The sequence below is a fragment of the Burkholderia anthina genome (assembly GCF_902498995.1).
Lineage (GTDB): Bacteria > Pseudomonadota > Gammaproteobacteria > Burkholderiales > Burkholderiaceae > Burkholderia > Burkholderia anthina.
In genome coordinates, this window is the sequence record NZ_CABVLY010000012.1 from 81,675 (window position 1) to 100,392 (window position 18,718).

At 64.4% G+C, this 18,718-nt stretch carries 16 protein-coding genes; 15 read left to right on the forward strand and 1 reads right to left on the reverse strand.

Annotated features, from left to right (window positions below):
* The first annotated feature begins 15 nt into the window (after positions 1 to 15).
* From BME24068_RS17100 to BME24068_RS17160, 13 genes are all read left to right on the forward strand, one after another.
* Complete coding sequence (locus tag BME24068_RS17100) at positions 16 to 795, forward strand: ParA family protein (protein ID WP_096506717.1); 780 nt, start codon at positions 16 to 18, stop codon at positions 793 to 795.
* Between the two features lie 31 nt (positions 796 to 826).
* Entirely contained in the window at positions 827 to 1,720 is an 894-nt protein-coding gene (locus BME24068_RS17105) for a ParB/RepB/Spo0J family partition protein (protein WP_006482728.1), read from the forward strand.
* A gap of 13 nt (positions 1,721 to 1,733) precedes the next feature.
* On the forward strand, positions 1,734 to 2,864 hold the full coding sequence (locus BME24068_RS17110) for an SLC13 family permease (protein ID WP_174926768.1): 1,131 nt from the start codon (positions 1,734 to 1,736) through the stop codon (positions 2,862 to 2,864).
* Positions 2,865 to 3,429: 565 nt separating this feature from the next.
* Positions 3,430 to 3,966, forward strand: a complete 537-nt coding sequence (locus BME24068_RS17115) for an ATP synthase subunit I (protein ID WP_096506715.1) — start codon at positions 3,430 to 3,432, stop codon at positions 3,964 to 3,966.
* Between the two features lie 111 nt (positions 3,967 to 4,077).
* Positions 4,078 to 4,929 carry a F0F1 ATP synthase subunit A gene (atpB, locus tag BME24068_RS17120; protein WP_096506714.1) on the forward strand — a complete coding sequence of 284 codons (852 nt, stop codon included), beginning with the start codon at positions 4,078 to 4,080 and terminating at the stop codon, positions 4,927 to 4,929.
* Positions 4,930 to 5,006: 77 nt separating this feature from the next.
* Complete coding sequence (gene atpE / locus BME24068_RS17125) at positions 5,007 to 5,276, forward strand: F0F1 ATP synthase subunit C (protein ID WP_025990054.1); 270 nt, start codon at positions 5,007 to 5,009, stop codon at positions 5,274 to 5,276.
* Between the two features lie 128 nt (positions 5,277 to 5,404).
* Positions 5,405 to 5,875 (forward strand): F0F1 ATP synthase subunit B, encoded by a 471-nt coding sequence (locus tag BME24068_RS17130; RefSeq protein ID WP_096506713.1) that lies wholly within the window; start codon positions 5,405 to 5,407, stop codon positions 5,873 to 5,875.
* Between the two features lie 2 nt (positions 5,876 to 5,877).
* Positions 5,878 to 6,417: a F0F1 ATP synthase subunit delta gene (locus tag BME24068_RS17135; RefSeq protein ID WP_096506712.1), complete on the forward strand. Its 540-nt coding sequence runs from the start codon at positions 5,878 to 5,880 to the stop codon at positions 6,415 to 6,417.
* 48 nt (positions 6,418 to 6,465) lie between these two features.
* Positions 6,466 to 8,007 carry a F0F1 ATP synthase subunit alpha gene (gene atpA, locus BME24068_RS17140; RefSeq protein WP_174926769.1) on the forward strand — a complete coding sequence of 514 codons (1,542 nt, stop codon included), beginning with the start codon at positions 6,466 to 6,468 and terminating at the stop codon, positions 8,005 to 8,007.
* Positions 8,008 to 8,076: 69 nt separating this feature from the next.
* On the forward strand, positions 8,077 to 8,952 hold the full coding sequence (gene atpG, locus BME24068_RS17145; protein WP_174926770.1) for a F0F1 ATP synthase subunit gamma: 876 nt from the start codon (positions 8,077 to 8,079) through the stop codon (positions 8,950 to 8,952).
* Between the two features lie 66 nt (positions 8,953 to 9,018).
* On the forward strand, positions 9,019 to 10,413 hold the full coding sequence (atpD, locus tag BME24068_RS17150) for a F0F1 ATP synthase subunit beta (protein ID WP_174926771.1): 1,395 nt from the start codon (positions 9,019 to 9,021) through the stop codon (positions 10,411 to 10,413).
* A gap of 159 nt (positions 10,414 to 10,572) precedes the next feature.
* Positions 10,573 to 10,998: a F0F1 ATP synthase subunit epsilon gene (locus BME24068_RS17155; RefSeq protein WP_096506708.1), complete on the forward strand. Its 426-nt coding sequence runs from the start codon at positions 10,573 to 10,575 to the stop codon at positions 10,996 to 10,998.
* Positions 10,999 to 11,245: 247 nt separating this feature from the next.
* Positions 11,246 to 12,973 carry an AMP-binding protein gene (locus tag BME24068_RS17160; protein ID WP_174926772.1) on the forward strand — a complete coding sequence of 576 codons (1,728 nt, stop codon included), beginning with the start codon at positions 11,246 to 11,248 and terminating at the stop codon, positions 12,971 to 12,973.
* A 726-nt stretch (positions 12,974 to 13,699) separates the two neighbouring features.
* Here BME24068_RS17160 and BME24068_RS17165 read toward each other — a convergent pair.
* Positions 13,700 to 14,503 (reverse strand): transporter substrate-binding domain-containing protein, encoded by an 804-nt coding sequence (locus BME24068_RS17165; protein ID WP_174926773.1) that lies wholly within the window; start codon positions 14,501 to 14,503, stop codon positions 13,700 to 13,702.
* Between the two features lie 149 nt (positions 14,504 to 14,652).
* On the opposite strand from BME24068_RS17165, the gene hemE reads away from it, so the two are divergent.
* On the forward strand, positions 14,653 to 15,747 hold the full coding sequence (hemE, locus tag BME24068_RS17170) for a uroporphyrinogen decarboxylase (RefSeq protein ID WP_096506704.1): 1,095 nt from the start codon (positions 14,653 to 14,655) through the stop codon (positions 15,745 to 15,747).
* 448 nt (positions 15,748 to 16,195) lie between these two features.
* Positions 16,196 to 18,457: a primosomal protein N' gene (locus BME24068_RS17175; RefSeq protein ID WP_174926775.1), complete on the forward strand. Its 2,262-nt coding sequence runs from the start codon at positions 16,196 to 16,198 to the stop codon at positions 18,455 to 18,457.
* Positions 18,458 to 18,718: the final 261 nt, after the last annotated feature.

Genomic DNA, 18,718 nt, shown 5'->3' on the forward strand with positions numbered 1-18,718 from the left:
AGGAACACACCAACGATGGCAAAGATCTTCTGCGTTGCGAACCAGAAGGGGGGCGTCGGCAAGACGACGACATCGGTCAATCTCGCCGCAAGCCTTGCAGCGCAGGAGCAACGAGTCCTGCTGATCGATCTCGACCCGCAGGGTAACGCGACGATGGGCAGCGGGATCGACAAAGCCTCCTGCGAGTCGACCGTGTACGAAGTGCTGGTCGACGGCGTATCGGTGGCCGATGCGCGCGTGCGTCCGGAAGGCGTCACGTACGACGTGCTGCCGGCCAATCGCGAGCTGTCCGGTGCCGAGATCGAACTGATCAACATCGACAACCGCGAGCGCAGGCTGAAGGCCGCGCTCGAGCGCGTGGCCGATGATTACGACTTCGTGCTGATCGATTGCCCGCCGACGCTGTCGTTGCTGACGCTGAACGGGCTGTGCGCGGCGCATGGCGTCGTGATCCCGATGCAGTGCGAGTACTTCGCACTGGAAGGTCTGTCCGACCTCGTCAACACGATCAAGCAGGTTCACGCGAACATGAACCGCGACCTGAAGATCATCGGCTTGCTGCGCGTGATGTTCGATCCGCGCATCACGCTGCAGCAGCAGGTCTCCGATCAACTGAAAGCGCACTTCGGCGACAAGGTGTTTGACGCGGTGATTCCGCGTAACGTGCGCCTGGCGGAAGCGCCGAGTTACGGGTTGCCGGGCGTCGTGTTCGACCGCAACTCGCGCGGTGCGCAGGCGTATCTCCAGTTCGGTGCCGAGATGATCGATCGCGTGCGCGCGTTCGAGGTGTCGTGATCCGGACATGAGCGAAGCGAGGAAGAAAGACATGAACGCGGTACCAAAGAAGAAGGGCTTGGGACGTGGCCTCGAAGCGCTGCTGGGCGGCAGCGCGGACATCACCGAAGCGGTGAAGATCGAAGGGGCGCCGAACACGCTCGCGCTCGGCAAGTTGCAGGCCGGCAAGTACCAGCCGCGCACGCGGATGGACGAGGGCAGCCTGCAGGAGCTGGCGGCCAGCATTCGCGCGCAAGGCGTGATGCAACCGATCCTGGTACGGCCCATTTCATCAGACAAATACGAGATCATCGCGGGCGAGCGGCGTTTCCGCGCGGCACGCCTGGCCGGTCTCGATGAAGTGCCGGTACTCGTGAAGGACGTGTCCGATCAGGCCGCCGCCGCGATGGCGCTGATCGAGAACATTCAGCGCGAGGATCTGAACCCGCTGGAAGAGGCGCACGGCATTCAGCGCCTGCTCGACGAGTTCGGTTTCACGCACGAGCAGGCGGCCGAATCGGTCGGCCGTTCGCGCAGCGCGGTGTCGAACCTGCTGCGTCTGCTGAACCTCGCGTCGCCGGTGCAGACGATGCTGCTGGCCGGCGATCTCGACATGGGGCATGCGCGCGCGCTGCTCGCGGTCGACGCGGCGACGCAGATCACGCTTGCGCATCAGGTCGTCAACAAGCGCATGTCGGTGCGCGAGACCGAGAAGCTCGTTGCGCACACGACGAAGGAAGCGCCGGCCGTGAAGGCACGCGCGAAGGATGATGGCGGCCGCGACACGCGCCGTCTCGAGGAGGAGTTGTCCGACCTGCTCGCATCGACGGTGAAGATCAAGCTCGGCCGCCGCGGGCGAGGGCAGGTGCTGATCGACTTCGGCAACCTCGATGCGCTCGAGGGCATTCTCGCGCGTCTGCGCGGCAACGTCGCGACCGAAGAGTAACGAGGCTCGATCGATGGAAAACACGGGCGCGGCCGCGCCGCGCCGGTGGCTCGGATGGCTGTTGCAGGAGCCGGTACTGACGGTGCTGGCGCTTGCGTTGATTATTCTTCAATGGTTGCGTCCGCAACCAATTGCCGCACTGACCGGCCTCGTCGACTGGCAAACCGTGCTGACGCTGGCCGGCCTGCTGATGCTGACCAAGGCGCTCGAGTTGTCCGGGTGCCTGATGTGGCTTGCGCATCGCATCGTGCATCACGTGCACTCCGAGCGCGGGCTCGCGATGCTGCTCGTCATATTCGCGGCCGCGCTTGCGATGTGGCTCACCAACGACGTCGCGCTGTTCGTCGTCGTCCCGCTGATGGTGTCGCTGCGCGCACTGACGCCGCTGCCGTTCCGGCGGCTCGTGATCGTGGTCGCGCTGGCCGTCAATGCGGGGTCCGTCGCGACGCCGCTCGGCAATCCCCAGAACCTTTTCCTGTGGCAATTGAGCGGTGTGTCATTCGGCCGTTTCGTCGTCACGCTCGGGCCGCTCGCGCTTGCATTGATGGTGCTGCTGCTCGTGCTGACGGCGTGCGCGTTTCGCGCGAAGCCGCTTGACCTGTCCGGAGACGTCGATCCGGTCCCCGTGCAGCGCATGCACGCGCTGCTCGCGGTGGTGCTGTTCGGTGCGTTCGTGTTGCTCGCCGATGCGCACCACCCGGTGCCGGGCCTCGTCGCCGTCGTGATCGCGCTGCTCGTCGCGAAACGTGATGCAGTCCTGAAGATCGACTGGCTGCTGCTGCTGATTTTCGTGCTGATGTTCGTCGTGCTGCGCAGCGCGGCCGCGCTGCCCGTCGTTCACGATGCGATCGCGCGTGCACAGCTCGATTCGCCGTTGCGCGTGTTTGCTGCGGGCGCGGTGCTGTCGCAGGGCATCAGCAACGTGCCGGCCGCGATCCTGTTGTCGGAATTCACGCACGACTGGCGTGCGCTCGCGTTCGGCGTATCGGTCGGCGGCTTCGGGTTCGCGATCGGCTCGCTCGCGAACCTGATCGCCGTGCGTCTCGCGAAGGAGCCGCGCATGTGGCTGCCGTTTCACCTGGTGTCGATTCCATTTGCACTCGCGAGCGCCGCGCTCGGTGCGTGGCTGCTCGTGCACGGCTGAACCCGCGGTAGCGCGTGGCACAGGCGCTCGATCCGGCGGGCGAGGAGGGTGCACAGCATTCCCGGTGGTTGCCGGGTTGTGGATAAGTCCGGCGATCCACAGTCGATCGCCTGTGGTGATGTTGCAACTGATTGCAGGGGGGGGGGGGGCGGGTTCGCGGCCGGCTCGTCTCGTGCGATGAGTGCGGCCTGTCATCACAGCGTTCCGCTTGTTCCCGATCCTTGTGTTGCAGTGTTTTCTGCGGTCGTTCCGCAGGGAATTTTTTGCCTGTGCGCCTGCCGGGTGGCCGAGGCGCTCGCCGAACGCCGGTTCTGCGCCATTCGTTGCGGCCACACTTTTCCAGCAAGAAGTACCGACGCGAAAATCCCACCTTACAACTGTCATCGTACGTCGCTCGTTCGCGCGTTTTTCACATGATGAGGACGCGTTTTACGCAGATTTTTGTCGCGTCTAAAGCCTTGAATCACCTGCAACTATCGCTTACAATCGCCCGGATTTGTTAGCTAGGCACCCCCGAAAGCTTTCGGAAAGTTTGGGGCGGATTGGGAATTTGCGGAAGGTAGCGATGGCGAGTCAGGAGCAGCCGGTCAATGGGCACGACGAGCGCAGCGCACGCCGCAACACCGAACCGGCTGTCGGGCAGCGGCATGCAGCCGCCGACGACTGGGATGCCGAGCAGCAAGACGACACAACAATCGTTCCGCTTACGCGGGCCGAAGCGGAAACGCTGTTCGGGCCGGACGTAAGCCGACCCTCGCGGATTACGCCCTACCGGGTCGTGATCGCGCAAGTGGTCCTGTCCTTGGTTGCAACGCTGGCGTGGTGGCTGTTTTCCTCGAAGCCGCCGGGCGCCGCTGCGCAATCCGCATTTTTGGGCGGAGCGATTGGCTGGGTGCCGAGCGCATTGTTCGCGGCGCGTTTGAGGCGAGGCGGTGCCGACACCGTGATGGGTTGGGTGGTCGGCGAAGTACTCAAGATGGGAGCGACGATCGCGTTGTTCGTAGCGATTGCCGTGTGGTACCCCGGCGTGCACTGGGTGCCCTTGCTCATTACGTACTTGCTCGTGCTGAAAACGTACTGGATTGCGTTGGCCTGGCGATAGGCTGTGAGACCTTGCGCAGTTCGACCGGAACATGCGCAGGCGCGTTCCCGCAATAGAGTGTTGCGGTGAAGCGAAAGACCGATTTTCGACAATTTGGGTGGCACTAACGATATGGCAACCAGCGAAGGCTCGCGTGCTCTGGATCCGTCCGAGTACATTGCGCACCACTTGCAGAACTTCTCCACCGCGCATCAGACGTCGATTTTCGATATCCACGTCTGGAATCTCGACACGTTGTTCTGGTCGATCGTCTGCGGTGTCGTCACGATCCTGATCCTGTACATGGCTGCCCGCAAGGCGACGCCGGGCGTCCCGGGCCGTTTCCAGTGCATGATCGAAATGATCGTCGAGATGGTCGAAGACCAGTCGAAGGCTGTCGTGCACGGCAATCGTACCTTCATTGCTCCGCTCGCGCTGACCGTGTTCGTCTGGGTCGCGCTGATGAACTCCCTCGACTTCCTCCCCGTCGACCTGCCGGGCCGCGTGATCGGCTGGCTGGGCCTGTCGGAAGTCATTCCGCATCACCGCATCGTTCCGACGGCCGACCTGAACGGCACGATCGGCATCGCGCTCGGCGTCTTCGTGCTGATGATCTACTACAGCATCAAGATCAAGGGCCCGGGCGGCTTCCTGCATGAACTCGTGTCGGCTCCGTTCGGCGCGCACCCGCTGCTGTGGATCCCGAACCTCGGCCTGAACATCGTTGAATACGTCGCCAAGACCGTTTCGCTCGGCATGCGACTGTTCGGCAACATGTACGCAGGCGAACTGCTGTTCCTGCTGATCGCGTTGCTCGGCAGCATGTGGGGCTTCGGTGCGGACGCGTCGGTGCTCGGCTTCATCGGCCACATCCTCGCGGGTAGCGTCTGGGCGATCTTCCACATCCTGATTGTTTTGCTGCAAGCGTTCATTTTCATGATGCTCACGCTGGTGTACCTCGGCCAGGCTCACGAATCGCACTAAGCAGCCGGACAATCAAGCAGGTTTGTTTTTAGTTTTCTTTTAATTCCAGTTCCAAGTCTTTTCACAAAGGAGTGATCATGCAAGCTTTCATCGCCAACATCCAGGGTCTGACCGCTATCGGTATCGGTATCATCATCGGCCTGGGTGCGATCGGCGCCTGTATCGGTATCGGTCTGATGGGTGGCAAGTACATCGAAGCATGCGCACGTCAGCCTGAGCTGATCAATCCGCTGCAAACGAAGATGTTCCTGCTGGCTGGTCTGATCGACGCGGCGTTCCTGATCGGCGTTGGTGTGGCAATGCTGTTTGCATTCGCGAACCCGCTCCTGTCGAAGCTCGCAGGCTAAGGTTCCTCGGAAGATTTGCGCCAGCGACAAGCCGGCGCAGGGTGGAACGGATGACGAGCGCCAATCGAATTCATTTTCGACGCGCTCCTCCTCGTTTCAATTTCCGGAATAGCAGATAAGGAAACACCGTGAATCTCAACGCAACCCTGTTTGCGCAAATGGTCGTGTTCCTGATCCTCGCGTGGTTCACGATGAAATTCGTGTGGCCGCCGTTGGTCAACGCCCTCGACGAGCGCTCGAAGAAAATTGCCGACGGCCTGTCAGCCGCGGAAAAGGGTCAGGCGGAACTCGCAGCGGCGCACAAGCGCGTCGATCAGGAGCTCGCGCAAGCCCGTAACGACGGTCAACAACGCATTGCCGACGCTGAAAAGCGCGCGCAGGCCGTGGCCGAAGAAATCAAGGCTCAAGCCCATGCCGAAGCCGCCCGCATCATCGCTCAGGCGAAGGCGGACGCGGATCAGCAAATCGTGAAGGCGCGTGAAACGCTGCGCGGCGAAGTCGCCACGCTGGCGGTCAAGGGCGCCGAGCAGATCCTGAAGCGCGAAGTCGATCAAACGGCCCACGCCGAACTGCTGAATCAACTGAAAGCCGAGCTCTGATCATGGCCGAACTTGCAACCATCGCCCGCCCTTACGCAGAAGCGCTGTTCCGCGTGGCCGAGGGTGGTGATATCGCCGCCTGGTCCACGCTCGTGCAAGAGCTGGCTCAGGTTGCGCAACTGCCCGAAGTGCTGTCCGTCGCGTCGAGCCCGAAAGTGGGCCGTGCGCAGGTCAACGAGCTGTTGCTCGCCGCGGTGAAGTCGCCGCTCGCGACCAGCGCGGAAGCGAAGAACTTCGTGCAGATGCTGGTCGAAAATCACCGTATCGCGCTGCTGCCGGAAATCTCCGTACAGTTCGAAGAACTGAAGAATGCGCGCGAAGGCGCGGCCGACGTGCAGATCGTCAGCGCGTTTCCGCTCGAAGGCGCACAGCTCACCGAACTCCTCGCCAGCCTCGAACGCAAGTTCAAGCGCAAGCTGAAGCCGACGGTCCAGACCGATGCGTCGCTGATCGGCGGCGTGCGCGTGACGGTCGGCGACGAAGTGCTCGATACCTCGGTCCGCGCGCGGCTCGCCAGCATGCAGACAGCCTTGTGCGCTTGAGCGCCCAGGCAGCCGGCACGCAACAGAATTGACTATCAGGAGCGAATAATGCAACTCAATCCCTCTGAGATCAGCGAGCTGATCAAGAGCCGGATCCAGGGCCTTGAAGCGAGCGCAGACGTTCGCAACCAGGGCACCGTGATCTCCGTGACCGACGGTATCGTGCGTATCCACGGCCTGTCGGACGTGATGCAGGGCGAAATGCTCGAGTTCCCGGGCAACACGTTCGGCCTCGCGCTGAACCTCGAGCGCGACTCGGTCGGCGCGGTGATTCTCGGCGAATACGAACACATCTCGGAAGGCGACATCGTCAAGACGACGGGCCGCATTCTCGAAGTGCCGGTGGGCCCGGAACTCGTCGGCCGCGTGGTCGATGCGCTCGGCAACCCGATCGACGGCAAGGGCCCGGTCAACGCGAAGCTGACCGACGCGATCGAAAAGATCGCCCCGGGCGTGATCTGGCGTAAGTCGGTGTCGCAGCCGGTGCAAACTGGCATCAAGTCGATCGACGCGATGGTGCCGATCGGCCGTGGCCAGCGTGAGCTGATCATCGGCGACCGTCAGTGCGGCAAGACCGCGGTGGCGCTCGACGCGATCATCAACCAGAAGGGCAAGGACCTGATCTGTATCTACGTCGCGATCGGCCAGAAGGCTTCGTCGATCATGAACGTGGTTCGCAAGCTCGAAGAAACGGGCGCGATGGAATACACGATCGTCGTCGCCGCTTCTGCATCGGATTCCGCCGCAATGCAGTACCTGGCGCCGTACGCCGGCTGCACGATGGGCGAATACTTCCGCGACCGCGGCCAAGACGCGCTGATCATTTACGACGACTTGACCAAGCAAGCTTGGGCGTATCGTCAGATCTCGCTGCTGCTGCGCCGCCCGCCGGGCCGTGAAGCTTACCCGGGCGACGTGTTCTATCTCCACTCGCGTCTGCTCGAGCGTGCTGCTCGCGTGTCGGAAGAGTACGTCGAGAAGTTCACGAACGGCGAAGTGAAGGGCAAGAGCGGCTCGTTGACGGCACTGCCGGTCATCGAAACGCAGGCTGGCGACGTGACCGCGTTCGTTCCGACGAACGTGATCTCGATTACCGACGGCCAGATCTTCCTGGAAACCGACCTGTTCAACGCAGGCATCCGCCCGGCAATCAACGCCGGCGTGTCGGTGTCGCGAGTCGGCGGCGCCGCTCAGACGAAGGTCGTGAAGAAGCTGTCGGGCGGTATCCGTACCGACCTCGCGCAGTACCGTGAACTCGCTGCATTCGCGCAGTTCGCATCGGACCTCGACGAAGCGACCCGCAAGCAGCTCGAGCGCGGCCGCCGCGTGACGGAACTGCTGAAGCAGCCGCAGTACCAACCGCTGCAGGTCTGGGAACTGGCCGTGTCGCTGTACGCCGCGAACAACGGCTTCCTCGACGACCTCGACGTGAAGCAAGTGCTCGCGTTCGAGAAGGGCCTGCGCGACAACCTGAAGACCAGCCACGCTGACCTCATCAAGCGCATCGAAGACACCAAGGATCTCTCGAAGGACGACGAAGGCGCGCTGCGCGCGGCAATCGAGTCCTTCAAGAAGTCGGGTGCCTATTGATCCGCGAGTGACACACTGAGGCCGCGCGGGTGCTGATGCGCCCGCGCCGCTTCGGTCAAGGAGCAAGCTATGGCTGGAATGAAGGAAATTCGCGGCAAGATCAAGAGCGTGCAAAACACGCGCAAGATCACGAAGGCGATGGAGATGGTGGCCGCATCGAAGATGCGCCGCGCGCAGGAACGCATGCGCGCAGCACGTCCGTACGCGGACAAGGTCCGTGCCATCGCCGCGCACATGAGCCGCGCGAACCCGGAATACCGCCACCCGTTCATGGTGGCGAACGACGGCGTGAAGACGGCCGGCATCATCCTCGTCACGACCGACAAGGGTCTGTGCGGCGGTCTGAACACCAACGTGCTGCGTGCGACGGTGCAGAAGTTCAAGGAGCTGGAAGAGAAGGGGCAGAAGGTCGAAGCCACCGCAATCGGTAGCAAGGGCCTTGGGTTCCTGAATCGCTTCGGCGCGAAGGTGATGTCGCAGGTCGTGCACCTCGGCGATACCCCGCACCTGGACAAGCTGATCGGCGCGGTCAAGACGCAGCTCGATCTGTACTCGGAAGGCAAGCTGTCGGCGGTTTATATCGCGTACACGCGCTTCGTCAACACGATGAAGCAGGAAGCCGTGATCGAGCAACTGCTGCCGCTGTCGTCGGAACACTTCGAAGCGGATGACGGCACGCCGTCGACGTCGTGGGATTACATCTACGAGCCGGACGCACAGGCTGTCGTCGACGAACTGCTCGTGCGTTACGTCGAGGCGCTGGTGTACCAGGCCGTCGCGGAAAACATGGCGTCCGAGCAATCGGCGCGGATGGTCGCGATGAAGGCTGCGTCCGACAACGCGAAGACGGTGATCAGCGAACTGCAGCTCGTGTACAACAAGAGCCGTCAGGCCGCGATTACGAAAGAACTGTCGGAGATCGTCGGCGGCGCAGCCGCTGTTTAAGCGCGCGCCCCGGACGACAACTGCGCCCTTGCGCGAGTAAAGAATCAGGTATTTAAAGGAAAAGCGATGAGTACTGCTGCTTTGGTAGAAGGCAAGATCGTACAGTGCATCGGCGCCGTTATCGACGTGGAATTCCCGCGCGAAAGCATGCCGAAGATCTACGACGCGCTCATTCTCGATGGCTCGGAACTGACGCTCGAAGTCCAGCAGCAGCTGGGCGACGGCGTGGTCCGTACCATCTGTCTGGGTGCATCCGACGGCCTGCGCCGCGGTCTGACCGTGAAGAACACGGCAAAGCCGATTTCGGTGCCGGTCGGCAAGCCGACCCTCGGCCGTATCATGGACGTGCTCGGCCGTCCGATCGACGAAGCCGGCCCGATCGAGAGCGACGTGACGCGCTCGATCCACCAGAAGGCTCCGGCGTTCGACGAACTGTCGCCGTCGACCGAACTGCTCGAAACGGGTATCAAGGTTATCGACCTGATCTGCCCGTTCGCAAAGGGCGGCAAGGTGGGCCTGTTCGGCGGTGCCGGCGTGGGCAAGACCGTCAACATGATGGAGCTCATCAACAACATCGCGAAGGAACACGGCGGTTACTCCGTGTTCGCGGGCGTGGGCGAGCGTACCCGTGAAGGGAACGACTTCTACCACGAAATGAAGGACTCGAACGTTCTCGACAAGGTCGCGCTGGTGTACGGCCAGATGAACGAGCCGCCGGGCAACCGTCTGCGCGTCGCGCTGACCGGCCTGACGATGGCCGAGCACTTCCGTGACGAAGGCCTCGACGTGCTGTTCTTCGTCGACAACATCTACCGTTTCACGCTGGCCGGTACCGAAGTGTCGGCACTGCTCGGCCGTATGCCGTCGGCAGTGGGCTATCAGCCGACGCTGGCTGAAGAAATGGGCAAGCTGCAGGAACGCATCACGTCGACCAAGAAGGGCTCGATTACGTCGGTTCAGGCCGTGTACGTCCCTGCGGATGACTTGACCGACCCGTCGCCGGCTACGACCTTCGGCCACCTGGACGCAACCGTCGTTCTGTCGCGTGACATCGCTTCGCTGGGTATCTACCCGGCGGTCGACCCGCTCGACTCGACGTCGCGCCAGATCGACCCGAACGTGATCGGTGAAGAGCACTACTCGATCACGCGTCGCGTTCAGCAGACGCTGCAGCGCTACAAGGAACTGCGCGACATCATCGCGATTCTGGGTATGGACGAACTGTCGCCGGAAGACAAGCTGTCGGTCGCACGTGCGCGTAAGATCCAGCGTTTCCTGTCGCAGCCGTTCCACGTCGCTGAAGTGTTCACGGGCTCGCCGGGCAAGTACGTACCGCTGAAGGAAACGATCCGTGGCTTCAAGATGATCGTCGACGGCGAGTGCGACCACCTGCCGGAACAGGCGTTCTACATGGTCGGCACGATCGACGAAGCCTTCGAAAAGGCCAAGAAGATCCAGTAAGGGCTTGAGTGAGTGGCATGCCGGCACGTGCCGGCCGAATGCATAAGTCAGTGGTGACTTATGCACCGGCCGGCCGCACCGGCCGCAATAAGCTCAACCCGCCGTGCATGGGACGAGTGTGGGCGCCGCAGGCGCGGGCACTCGTTGACAGGAGTCGATATGGCAACCATCAAAGTAGACGTCGTCAGCGCGGAAGAGCAGATCTTCTCGGGCCAGGCGAAATTCGTCGCGCTGCCGGGCGAAACGGGTGAGCTGGGTATTCTGCCGGGTCACACGCCGCTGATCACGCGGATTCGTCCGGGTGCGGTGCGCATCGAAGTCGAGGGCGGCAACGACGAATTCGTGTTCGTCGCAGGCGGCATTCTCGAAGTGCAGCCGGGCGCCGTGACGGTGCTCGCCGATACCGCGATCCGCGGCAAGGACCTCGACGCGGCGAAAGCCGAGGAAGCGCGCAAGCGTGCCGAGGAAACGCTGCAGAACGCGAAGTCGGACCTCGACCTCGCAAAGGCGCAATCGGAGCTCGCGACCGCGATGGCGCAGCTCGAAGCGATCCAGCGTCTGGCGAAGGTTCGCAGCCGGCACTAAGCCGCGCGCGCGTACCTCGCGAAAGAAAGCAGCCTTCGGGCTGCTTTTTTTTCGCCCGCGGCCCGTGTGCCGCGTTGTTTCGTCCGGTCGTGCTATTTCATCCATCCGCCGCGATTTGATGTCAGAGTGTCGTCAGCGGAGCGCGGCATCATGCGCGGTGAGGCTGTCCGCCGCCAATGGCGGCGGAGCGGGCGCATGCGTCAGTCGCGCGCCCGGGCCGATCAGACAAAAACGGATGGAGACATTGATGGCAGCAGACCTTGGCAAGGCGGCGCTGATCGCGCCCGAAAACGGACTGTCGTACGTGCGCGGCGAGGCCGGTGTACCACTCTCCGAAGCGACGATCGGCCGGTTCCTGCTCGACACGGCCGGCCGCTTTCCCGATCGTCCGGCCGTCGTGTTCCGCGAACAGCAGGTGCGCTGGACGTGGCGCGAGTTCGCGCACGAGATCGACGTGCTCGCGGCGGGCCTCGCCGCGCTCGGCATCGCGAAGGGCGATTGCGTCGGCATCTGGTCGCCGAACCGCAGCGAATGGCTGCTCACGCAGTTCGCGACCGCGCGCATCGGTGCGATCCTCGTCAACATCAATCCGGCCTACCGGCTCGCGGAGCTCGAATACGCGCTGAACAAGGTCGGCTGCAAGGCCGTGATCGCGGCCGAGCGCTTCAAGAGCTCGGCGTACGTCGAGATGCTGCAGACCATCGCGCCCGAGCTCGCGAGCGCGACGCCGGGCGACCTGCATGCGGCGCGCGTGCCGAGCCTGCGCACGGTCGTGTCGATGGGCGAGGTGGCGCCGGCCGGGATGTTCCGCTTCGCGGACCTGATGGCGCGCGGCCGCGACACGCTCGACGTCGCGGCGCTCGATGCGATCGGCGCGACGCTCTCGGCGACCGACCCGATCAACATCCAGTTCACGAGCGGCACGACCGGCAGCCCGAAGGGCGCGACGCTCACGCACCGCAACGTCGTCAACAACGCACGGTCGATCGCGATGGCGATGCGCTTCACCGAGCAGGACTCGCTGTGCATCCCGGTGCCGCTGTATCACTGTTTCGGGATGGTGCTGGCGGTGCTCGCGTGCGTGTCGAAGGGCGCGGCGATGGTGTTCCCCGGCGAGGCGTTCGACCCGGTCGCCACGCTCGCGGCCGTGGCCGACGAACGCTGCACCGCGCTGCACGGCGTGCCGACGATGTTCATCGCGGAGCTCGATCATCCGGCGTTCCCGAAATTCGACCTGTCGACGCTGCGCACCGGCATCATGGCCGGCTCGCCGTGCCCGATCGAGACGATGAAGCGCGTGGTGTCGCAGATGCACCTGTCGGAAATCACGATCGCGTACGGGATGACGGAGACGAGCCCGGTGTCGTTCCAGAGCTCGACCGACGATCCGCTGGAGAAGCGCACGACGACGGTCGGGCGCATCCAGCCGCACCTGGAAGTGAAGATCGTCGATCCGAACGGCGATATCGTGCCGGTCGGTGCGACGGGCGAGCTGTGCACGAAGGGCTATTCGGTGATGCTCGGCTACTGGGACGACGACGCGAAGACGCGCGAAGTGCTGGTCGACGGCTGGATGCATACGGGCGATCTCGCGACGCTCGATGCGGACGGCTACTGCAACATCGTCGGCCGGCTGAAGGACATGGTGATTCGCGGCGGCGAGAACGTGTATCCGCGCGAGATCGAGGAATTCCTGTTCAGGCATCCGAAGATTCAGAGCGCGCAGGTGTTCGGCGTGCCGGACGCGAAGTACGGCGAGGAGCTGTGCGCGTGGATCGTGCTGCGCGCGGACGAGCACATGACCGAGGACGACGTGCGCGCGTTCTGCAGCGGCCAGATCGCGCACTACAAGATTCCGCGCTATATCCGTTTCGTCGACGAATTGCCGATGACGGTGACGGGCAAGGTGCAGAAGTTCGTGATGCGCGAGCGGATGATCGACGAGCTGAAACTCGGCGTGCAGAAGACCGCGTAAGGCGATCCGGCGGCGGGAAAAACGCGGCGGCCTGCGGGCCGTTGCGTTTTCTATGGACGAAAAAAAGCGGGCTTATTAGCCCGCTAAAAACCACACGCTACGGGGTTAGCGCGAGGAGACCAAAGATGAAACCGTATCCGGCGGGGGGCCGGAAACGACTCCAACAGGGATGCCCCTCGGAAGGGCTTCGGTACGTGACCGACTGGCTCGCAGCGCTTCGCGTCCGCTCACACTTGGCACACGAGACCGCATCCGTGTTGAAACCGTTGAAGCCATTGTGGGCGAATTAATGACCCCTCGCGGTAACAAAGTGTTTCAGGTTGTAACGCCCGCCAGATAAGGCTTTGCGGGATTTTTTGCTGTTTTCGGGGGGCTGAAAAAGGCAATATTTACCCGTCTTTTCGGCGGAGTTTTCATCGCATGCGCGCGACGCGTTTTTCGTGCGTTTTCGCGTCGGTGAATTGCCGATTTGCACGGCGAAAATGGCATCGCACGACAGATACCACGCATGACGATTGAATCGTCAGAAAGATTTTGAAACGTGATCGGCGCGCGCAATAGTCGGCCATTTGGCTAATTTTGCGGTTTTATGCGATGCGCGCGGCAGGTCGATGTGTAACGGCGGTGCGCGGGGTGCCGCCGCACACCGCCGTTCGCGGCGGGTTTGCGGGGCGCGACCGCGGGGTCGCGCCCGTTATCGAGCGCGCCCGCCTAGGCCGGATCGGCTTACTTCAGCCACTTGTCGGAGATCGCCTGGTATTCGCCGGTCGACAGCGCGAGGTGCAGCCACTGGTCGACGTACTGCTGGAACACGACGTCGCCGCGCGGCACCATGTACGCTTTCTCGCCGAACTGGAACGGCTTGTCCGGATGCACCGAGCACAGGCCCGGATTCAGCTTTTGCTGCAGCAGCGTTTCGGATGCATCGGTCACCATCACGTCCGCCTTGCCCGCGAGGATCTGCTTGAAGATCGTCACGTTGTCCGGATAGACGGTCAGGTTCGCATGCGGGAAAAACTGCTTCGCAAAGCGCTCGTTGGTGCCGCCGGGATTCACGATCACGCGTGTCTCGGGCCGGTCGATCTGCGCGACCGTCTGGTACTTGCCGGCGTCGGCGCAGCGCGCGATCGGCGTCTTGCCGTCGACCACGTACGGCTGCGTGAAGAACGCGCGCTTCTGGCGCTCGAGCGTCGTCGAGACGCCGCCCACGGCGATATCGCACTTCGCGATGAAATCGTTGGTGAGGTTCGACCAGCTCGTCTTCACGAAGTCGGCCTTTACGCCGAGCGATTTCGCGAGCGATTCGGCCATGTCGATGTCGATGCCCTCGAAGCGGCCGTCGGTTCGATAGTACGAATACGGCTTGTAGTCGCCGGTCGTGCACACGCGCAGCGTGCCGCGCGCGATCACGTCGTCGAGCCGCGAGCCGGCGGCGGGCGCGGCAGCGGCGGCCGAGCCGGACTGCGCATGCGCGGCGGCGCAGCAGAGCATGGCAGCCGTCGTGAGCGCCAGCGTGGCGAACGTCTTCATCGGTCTCCTCCTTCATTCGGTTTGATATCAGCGTCCGATCATAACGGAGCCATCGCGCGCGTCATATGGCCGCCATCGCATCGGCATACGCAGCCGTGCGGCCCCGCTCCGGTAAAATGCCGCTTTGCCTTCGCATCGTCGCTCCTACCGTGGCCCATAACCTGCTCAACGACACCTTCCTGCGTGCGCTTCTGCGCGAGCCGACCGACTACACGCCGATCTGGCTGATGCGCCAGGCGGGCCGCTATCTGCCCGAATACAACGCGACCCGCGCGCGCGCGGGCAGCTTCCTCGGCCTGGCGAAAAATCCCGACTACGCGACCGAAGTGACGCTGCAGCCGCTCGATCGCTTTCCGCTCGACGCCGCGATCCTGTTCTCGGACATTCTGACGATTCCCGACGCGATGGGCCTCGGCCTCGACTTCCAGGTCGGCGAAGGGCCGAAGTTCGCGCATCCGGTGCGCACCGAGGCCGATGTCGCGAAGCTCGCGGTGCCGGACATCGAGGAGACGCTCGGCTACGTGACCGGCGCGGTGCGCGAGATCCGCCGCGCGCTGACCGACGCCCAGGGCCGCCAGCGCGTGCCGCTGATCGGCTTCTCGGGCAGCCCGTGGACGCTCGCGTGCTACATGGTCGAAGGCGGCGGGTCGGACGACTTCCGCACGGTGAAGTCGATGGCGTATTCGCGCCCCGACCTGATGCACCGGATCCTCGACGTGAATGCGCAGGCGGTGGCCGCGTACCTGAACGCGCAGATCGAAGCCGGCGCGCAGGCCGTGATGATCTTCGATACGTGGGGCGGCGCGCTGGCGGACGGCGCGTACCAGCGCTTCTCGCTGGACTACATCCGCCGGGTGGTCGCGCAGCTCAAGCGCGAGCACGACGGCGAGCGCGTGCCGGTGATCACGTTTACGAAGGGCGGCGGCCTGTGGCTCGAGGAAATCGCGGCGACCGGCGTCGACGCGGTCGGGCTCGACTGGACGGTCAACCTCGGCGCCGCACGCGAGCGCGTGGGCGGCCGCGTCGCGCTGCAGGGCAACCTGGATCCGACGATCCTGTTCGCGCCGCCGGCTGCGGTGCGCGAACAGGCGCGCGCGGTGCTCGACAGCTACGGCAACCATCCGGGCCACGTATTCAACCTCGGCCACGGGATTTCGCAGTTCACGTCGCCGGATCACGTCGCCGAACTCGTCGACGAAGTGCATCGCCACAGCCGCGCAATCCGTAGCGGAGCGGCAGGCTGAATGCAAGGGCAGTTATGTTGCACTGCGGGGTAACGGCGTTTCGCTGTCTGCGCTAAACAGGGCGCAACCCCGCCCCAGTTGCCGATTCCTTGCTTGTCAAGACTTGACTTATGCACATTTTCCACGTTGCAGCGCGGTAGAGCCCTGTATCGGTCGAATTGTCTCGCTATGGTTGGGTAATTTGAATAGCAGCCTTATGGAATAAGGCTCCGCGGGGCGCGGCAATGGGCGGCCGAAATCGGCGGAAAGCACGGCCCCGCGTGCTTCGCGGCTGTTGAACGGCGAGTTCTCAACAAAGTTATCCACAGGCTGGCCAGGGTATACGGCGATTCCTAATGCGAATCCAAAACTTAGCGCCGAATCTGAAGTTTTACTTTAAGTTCGCCACCTTGACGCGGACACGGGTGCAAGTCGTCCGCACCGCCCGAGTCGCTGCCGGAGTGCAGTGATGGACGGCACGTACCTGCGGGTCGCGCTCGACCATCCGCTCGCCACCCTGTTCGACTACCGCTGCGACGTGCAGCCGGCGCCTGAGCCCGGCACGCTCGTGCAGGTGCCGTTCGGCAAGCGGCAGGCCGTCGGGCTCGTCTGCGAAGTAACGACTCACACCGATGTGCCGCCGTCCCGGCTGCGCGCGATCGACGCCATCTGCACCGAACTGCCGCCGCTGTCGCCGGACTGGCTCGCGCTCGTCTCGTTCGCGGCCGACTACTACCAGCGCGGGCGCGGTGAAGTCGCGCTGCCGGCGCTGCCGCAGGCGCTGCGTGACGCGCAGCGCTGGGGGCGGCTGCTTGCCCCCGAGGTTCGCTACCGGCTGACCGACGCCGGCCATGCTGCGCTTCCCGATGCGCTGCCCGTGCGCGGGGCTGCCCTGCGCCGGCTCGCGCAGGCGCTTGCCGACACCGATTCGCTGACGCTGCCCGATGCGCGCGTGCTGCATCCGAAGGCGGTCGCGACGCTCGACGACTGGGCGGCGCGCGGCTGGGTCGCCGTCGAGGAAATCGGCTGGGCCGATGCGCCTGTGCCCAAAGCTGTGGATAACCTGTCGACAACCAGTGGACGAACTGTGCCGCCGGCGCTCACCGACCAGCAGGCCGAGGCGCTGGACGCGATTCGCGCGGGCCAGGGCTTCGCGCCGTTCCTGCTGCACGGCGTGACGGGCAGCGGCAAGACCGAGGTCTATCTGCACGCGCTGGCGGCGCTGCTCGACGCGCGGCCGGACGCGCAGGCGCTCGTGCTCGTTCCCGAAATCAACCTGACGCCGCAGTTCGAGGCGGCGTTTCGCGCGCGCTTCGCGGGCACGCTGGCCGACGACGCGATCGTCACGCTGCACAGTGGACTCGCCGAAGGCGAGCGTGCGCGCAACTGGCTCGCCGCGCATACGGGCCGCGCGCGGATCGTGCTCGGCACGCGCCTCGCGGTGCTCGCGTCGCTGCCGACGCTTGCGCTGATCGTCGTCGACGAGGAACACGAGCCCGCGTACAAGCAGCAGGAAGGGTTGCGCTATTCGGCGCGCGATCTCGCCGTCTGGCGCGCGAAACACCTCGGCATTCCGGTCGTGCTCGGCTCGGCGACGCCGTCGCTCGAAAGCTGGTGGCAGGCCGAGCAAGGCCGCTACACGCGGCTCACGCTGTCGCGCCGCGCGGTGGCCGACGCGACGCTGCCGACCGTGCGGCTGATCGATCTCGAAGAGGAGCGGCGGCGCGGACGCGCGTCGATGGGCGGGCTGTCCGGGCCGCTCGTCGCGGCGCTGAAGGCGCGGCTCGAGCGTGGCGAACAGAGCCTCGTATTCCTGAACCGGCGCGGCTACGCGCCGCAGCTCGCATGCGACGCATGCGGCTGGGTCGCCGGCTGCCCGCGCTGCAGCGCGTACGTCGTGCTGCACAAGCCCGAGCACGCGCTGCGCTGCCACCACTGCGGCTGGGAAGCGCGCATTCCGCGCTCGTGTCCGGAGTGCGGGAACGTCGACATCGCGCCGCTCGGGCGCGGCACGCAGCGCATCGAGGAGGCGCTCGCCGAGGCCGTGCCGGGCGCGCGCGTGTTGCGGATCGACGCGGACAGCACCCGCCGCAAGGGCAGTGCGCAGGCGCTTTTCTCGGACGTGCATGCGGGGGAAGTCGACATTCTCGTCGGCACGCAGATGATCGCGAAGGGGCACGACTTCCAGCGCGTGTCGCTCGTCGGCGTGCTCAATGCCGATACGGCGCTGTTCTCGCACGACTTCCGCGCGAGCGAGCGGCTGTTCGCGCAACTGATGCAGGTGAGCGGCCGCGCGGGGCGCGCGGGCCTGCCGGGCGAGGTGCTCGTGCAGACGCGCTATCCGCGTCACGCGCTGTATCACGCGCTCGGTCGGCAGGATTACGTCGGCTTCGCGAATTCGACGCTCGGCGAGCGTCGCGATGCGCATCTGCCGCCATTCGTCTACCAGGCGCTGCTGCGCGCCGAAGGGCGCACGCTGGATGCGGCGCTCGCGTTCCTGCAGCAGGCCGCGGCTGCATTGCCGGGGCTGCCGGGCGCCGATCGCGTGACCGTGTACGACGCGGTGCCGATGACGATCGTGAAGGTTGCGAACGTCCATCGAGCGCAACTGTTGCTCGAAAGCGCGTCGCGGGCCGCGCTGCAGCATGCGCTGCGCGCATGGCAGCCGGAGCTGCGTGCGCTGAAGGGCGTGCTGCGGTGGAGCGTCGAGGTCGATCCGCTGGATATCTGAGTATCCGGGCGGCGCCGGCGCGGCTGTCGCGCTGCCCGTCACCGTCTTGCCGTCCGGCGCCCGGGCCGACCGCCGGGCCGCGCCATCTCCCGTCTCTCGCTCCCGCTCCGCCCGTTGCGCGGACTCGCCCGCACACCAGTGCAACCTGTTTCCTCTCGCCGTCGTACGCACCAAAGGTTGCGCATATTGGCCGAATCGGCCCCGATCAGGGAAAACACCGATCCGCCGACCACGGGCAACCCCTAGGTTGCAACCATCTAA

What these genes read in the sequence shown, in the direction of transcription:
- BME24068_RS17100 (WP_096506717.1), top strand. Translation starts at nt 16, where the DNA reads ATGGCAAAGATCTTCTGCGTTGCGAACCAGAAGGGGGGCGTCGGCAAG.
- BME24068_RS17105 (WP_006482728.1), top strand. Translation starts at nt 827, where the DNA reads ATGAACGCGGTACCAAAGAAGAAGGGCTTGGGACGTGGCCTCGAAGCG.
- BME24068_RS17110 (WP_174926768.1), top strand. Translation starts at nt 1,734, where the DNA reads ATGGAAAACACGGGCGCGGCCGCGCCGCGCCGGTGGCTCGGATGGCTG.
- BME24068_RS17115 (WP_096506715.1), top strand. Translation starts at nt 3,430, where the DNA reads ATGGCGAGTCAGGAGCAGCCGGTCAATGGGCACGACGAGCGCAGCGCA.
- atpB (WP_096506714.1), top strand. Translation starts at nt 4,078, where the DNA reads ATGGCAACCAGCGAAGGCTCGCGTGCTCTGGATCCGTCCGAGTACATT.
- atpE (WP_025990054.1), top strand. Translation starts at nt 5,007, where the DNA reads ATGCAAGCTTTCATCGCCAACATCCAGGGTCTGACCGCTATCGGTATC.
- BME24068_RS17135 (WP_096506712.1), top strand. Translation starts at nt 5,878, where the DNA reads ATGGCCGAACTTGCAACCATCGCCCGCCCTTACGCAGAAGCGCTGTTC.
- atpA (WP_174926769.1), top strand. Translation starts at nt 6,466, where the DNA reads ATGCAACTCAATCCCTCTGAGATCAGCGAGCTGATCAAGAGCCGGATC.
- atpG (WP_174926770.1), top strand. Translation starts at nt 8,077, where the DNA reads ATGGCTGGAATGAAGGAAATTCGCGGCAAGATCAAGAGCGTGCAAAAC.
- atpD (WP_174926771.1), top strand. Translation starts at nt 9,019, where the DNA reads ATGAGTACTGCTGCTTTGGTAGAAGGCAAGATCGTACAGTGCATCGGC.
- BME24068_RS17155 (WP_096506708.1), top strand. Translation starts at nt 10,573, where the DNA reads ATGGCAACCATCAAAGTAGACGTCGTCAGCGCGGAAGAGCAGATCTTC.
- BME24068_RS17160 (WP_174926772.1), top strand. Translation starts at nt 11,246, where the DNA reads ATGGCAGCAGACCTTGGCAAGGCGGCGCTGATCGCGCCCGAAAACGGA.
- BME24068_RS17165 (WP_174926773.1), bottom strand. Translation starts at nt 14,503, where the DNA reads ATGAAGACGTTCGCCACGCTGGCGCTCACGACGGCTGCCATGCTCTGC.
- BME24068_RS17175 (WP_174926775.1), top strand. Translation starts at nt 16,196, where the DNA reads ATGGACGGCACGTACCTGCGGGTCGCGCTCGACCATCCGCTCGCCACC.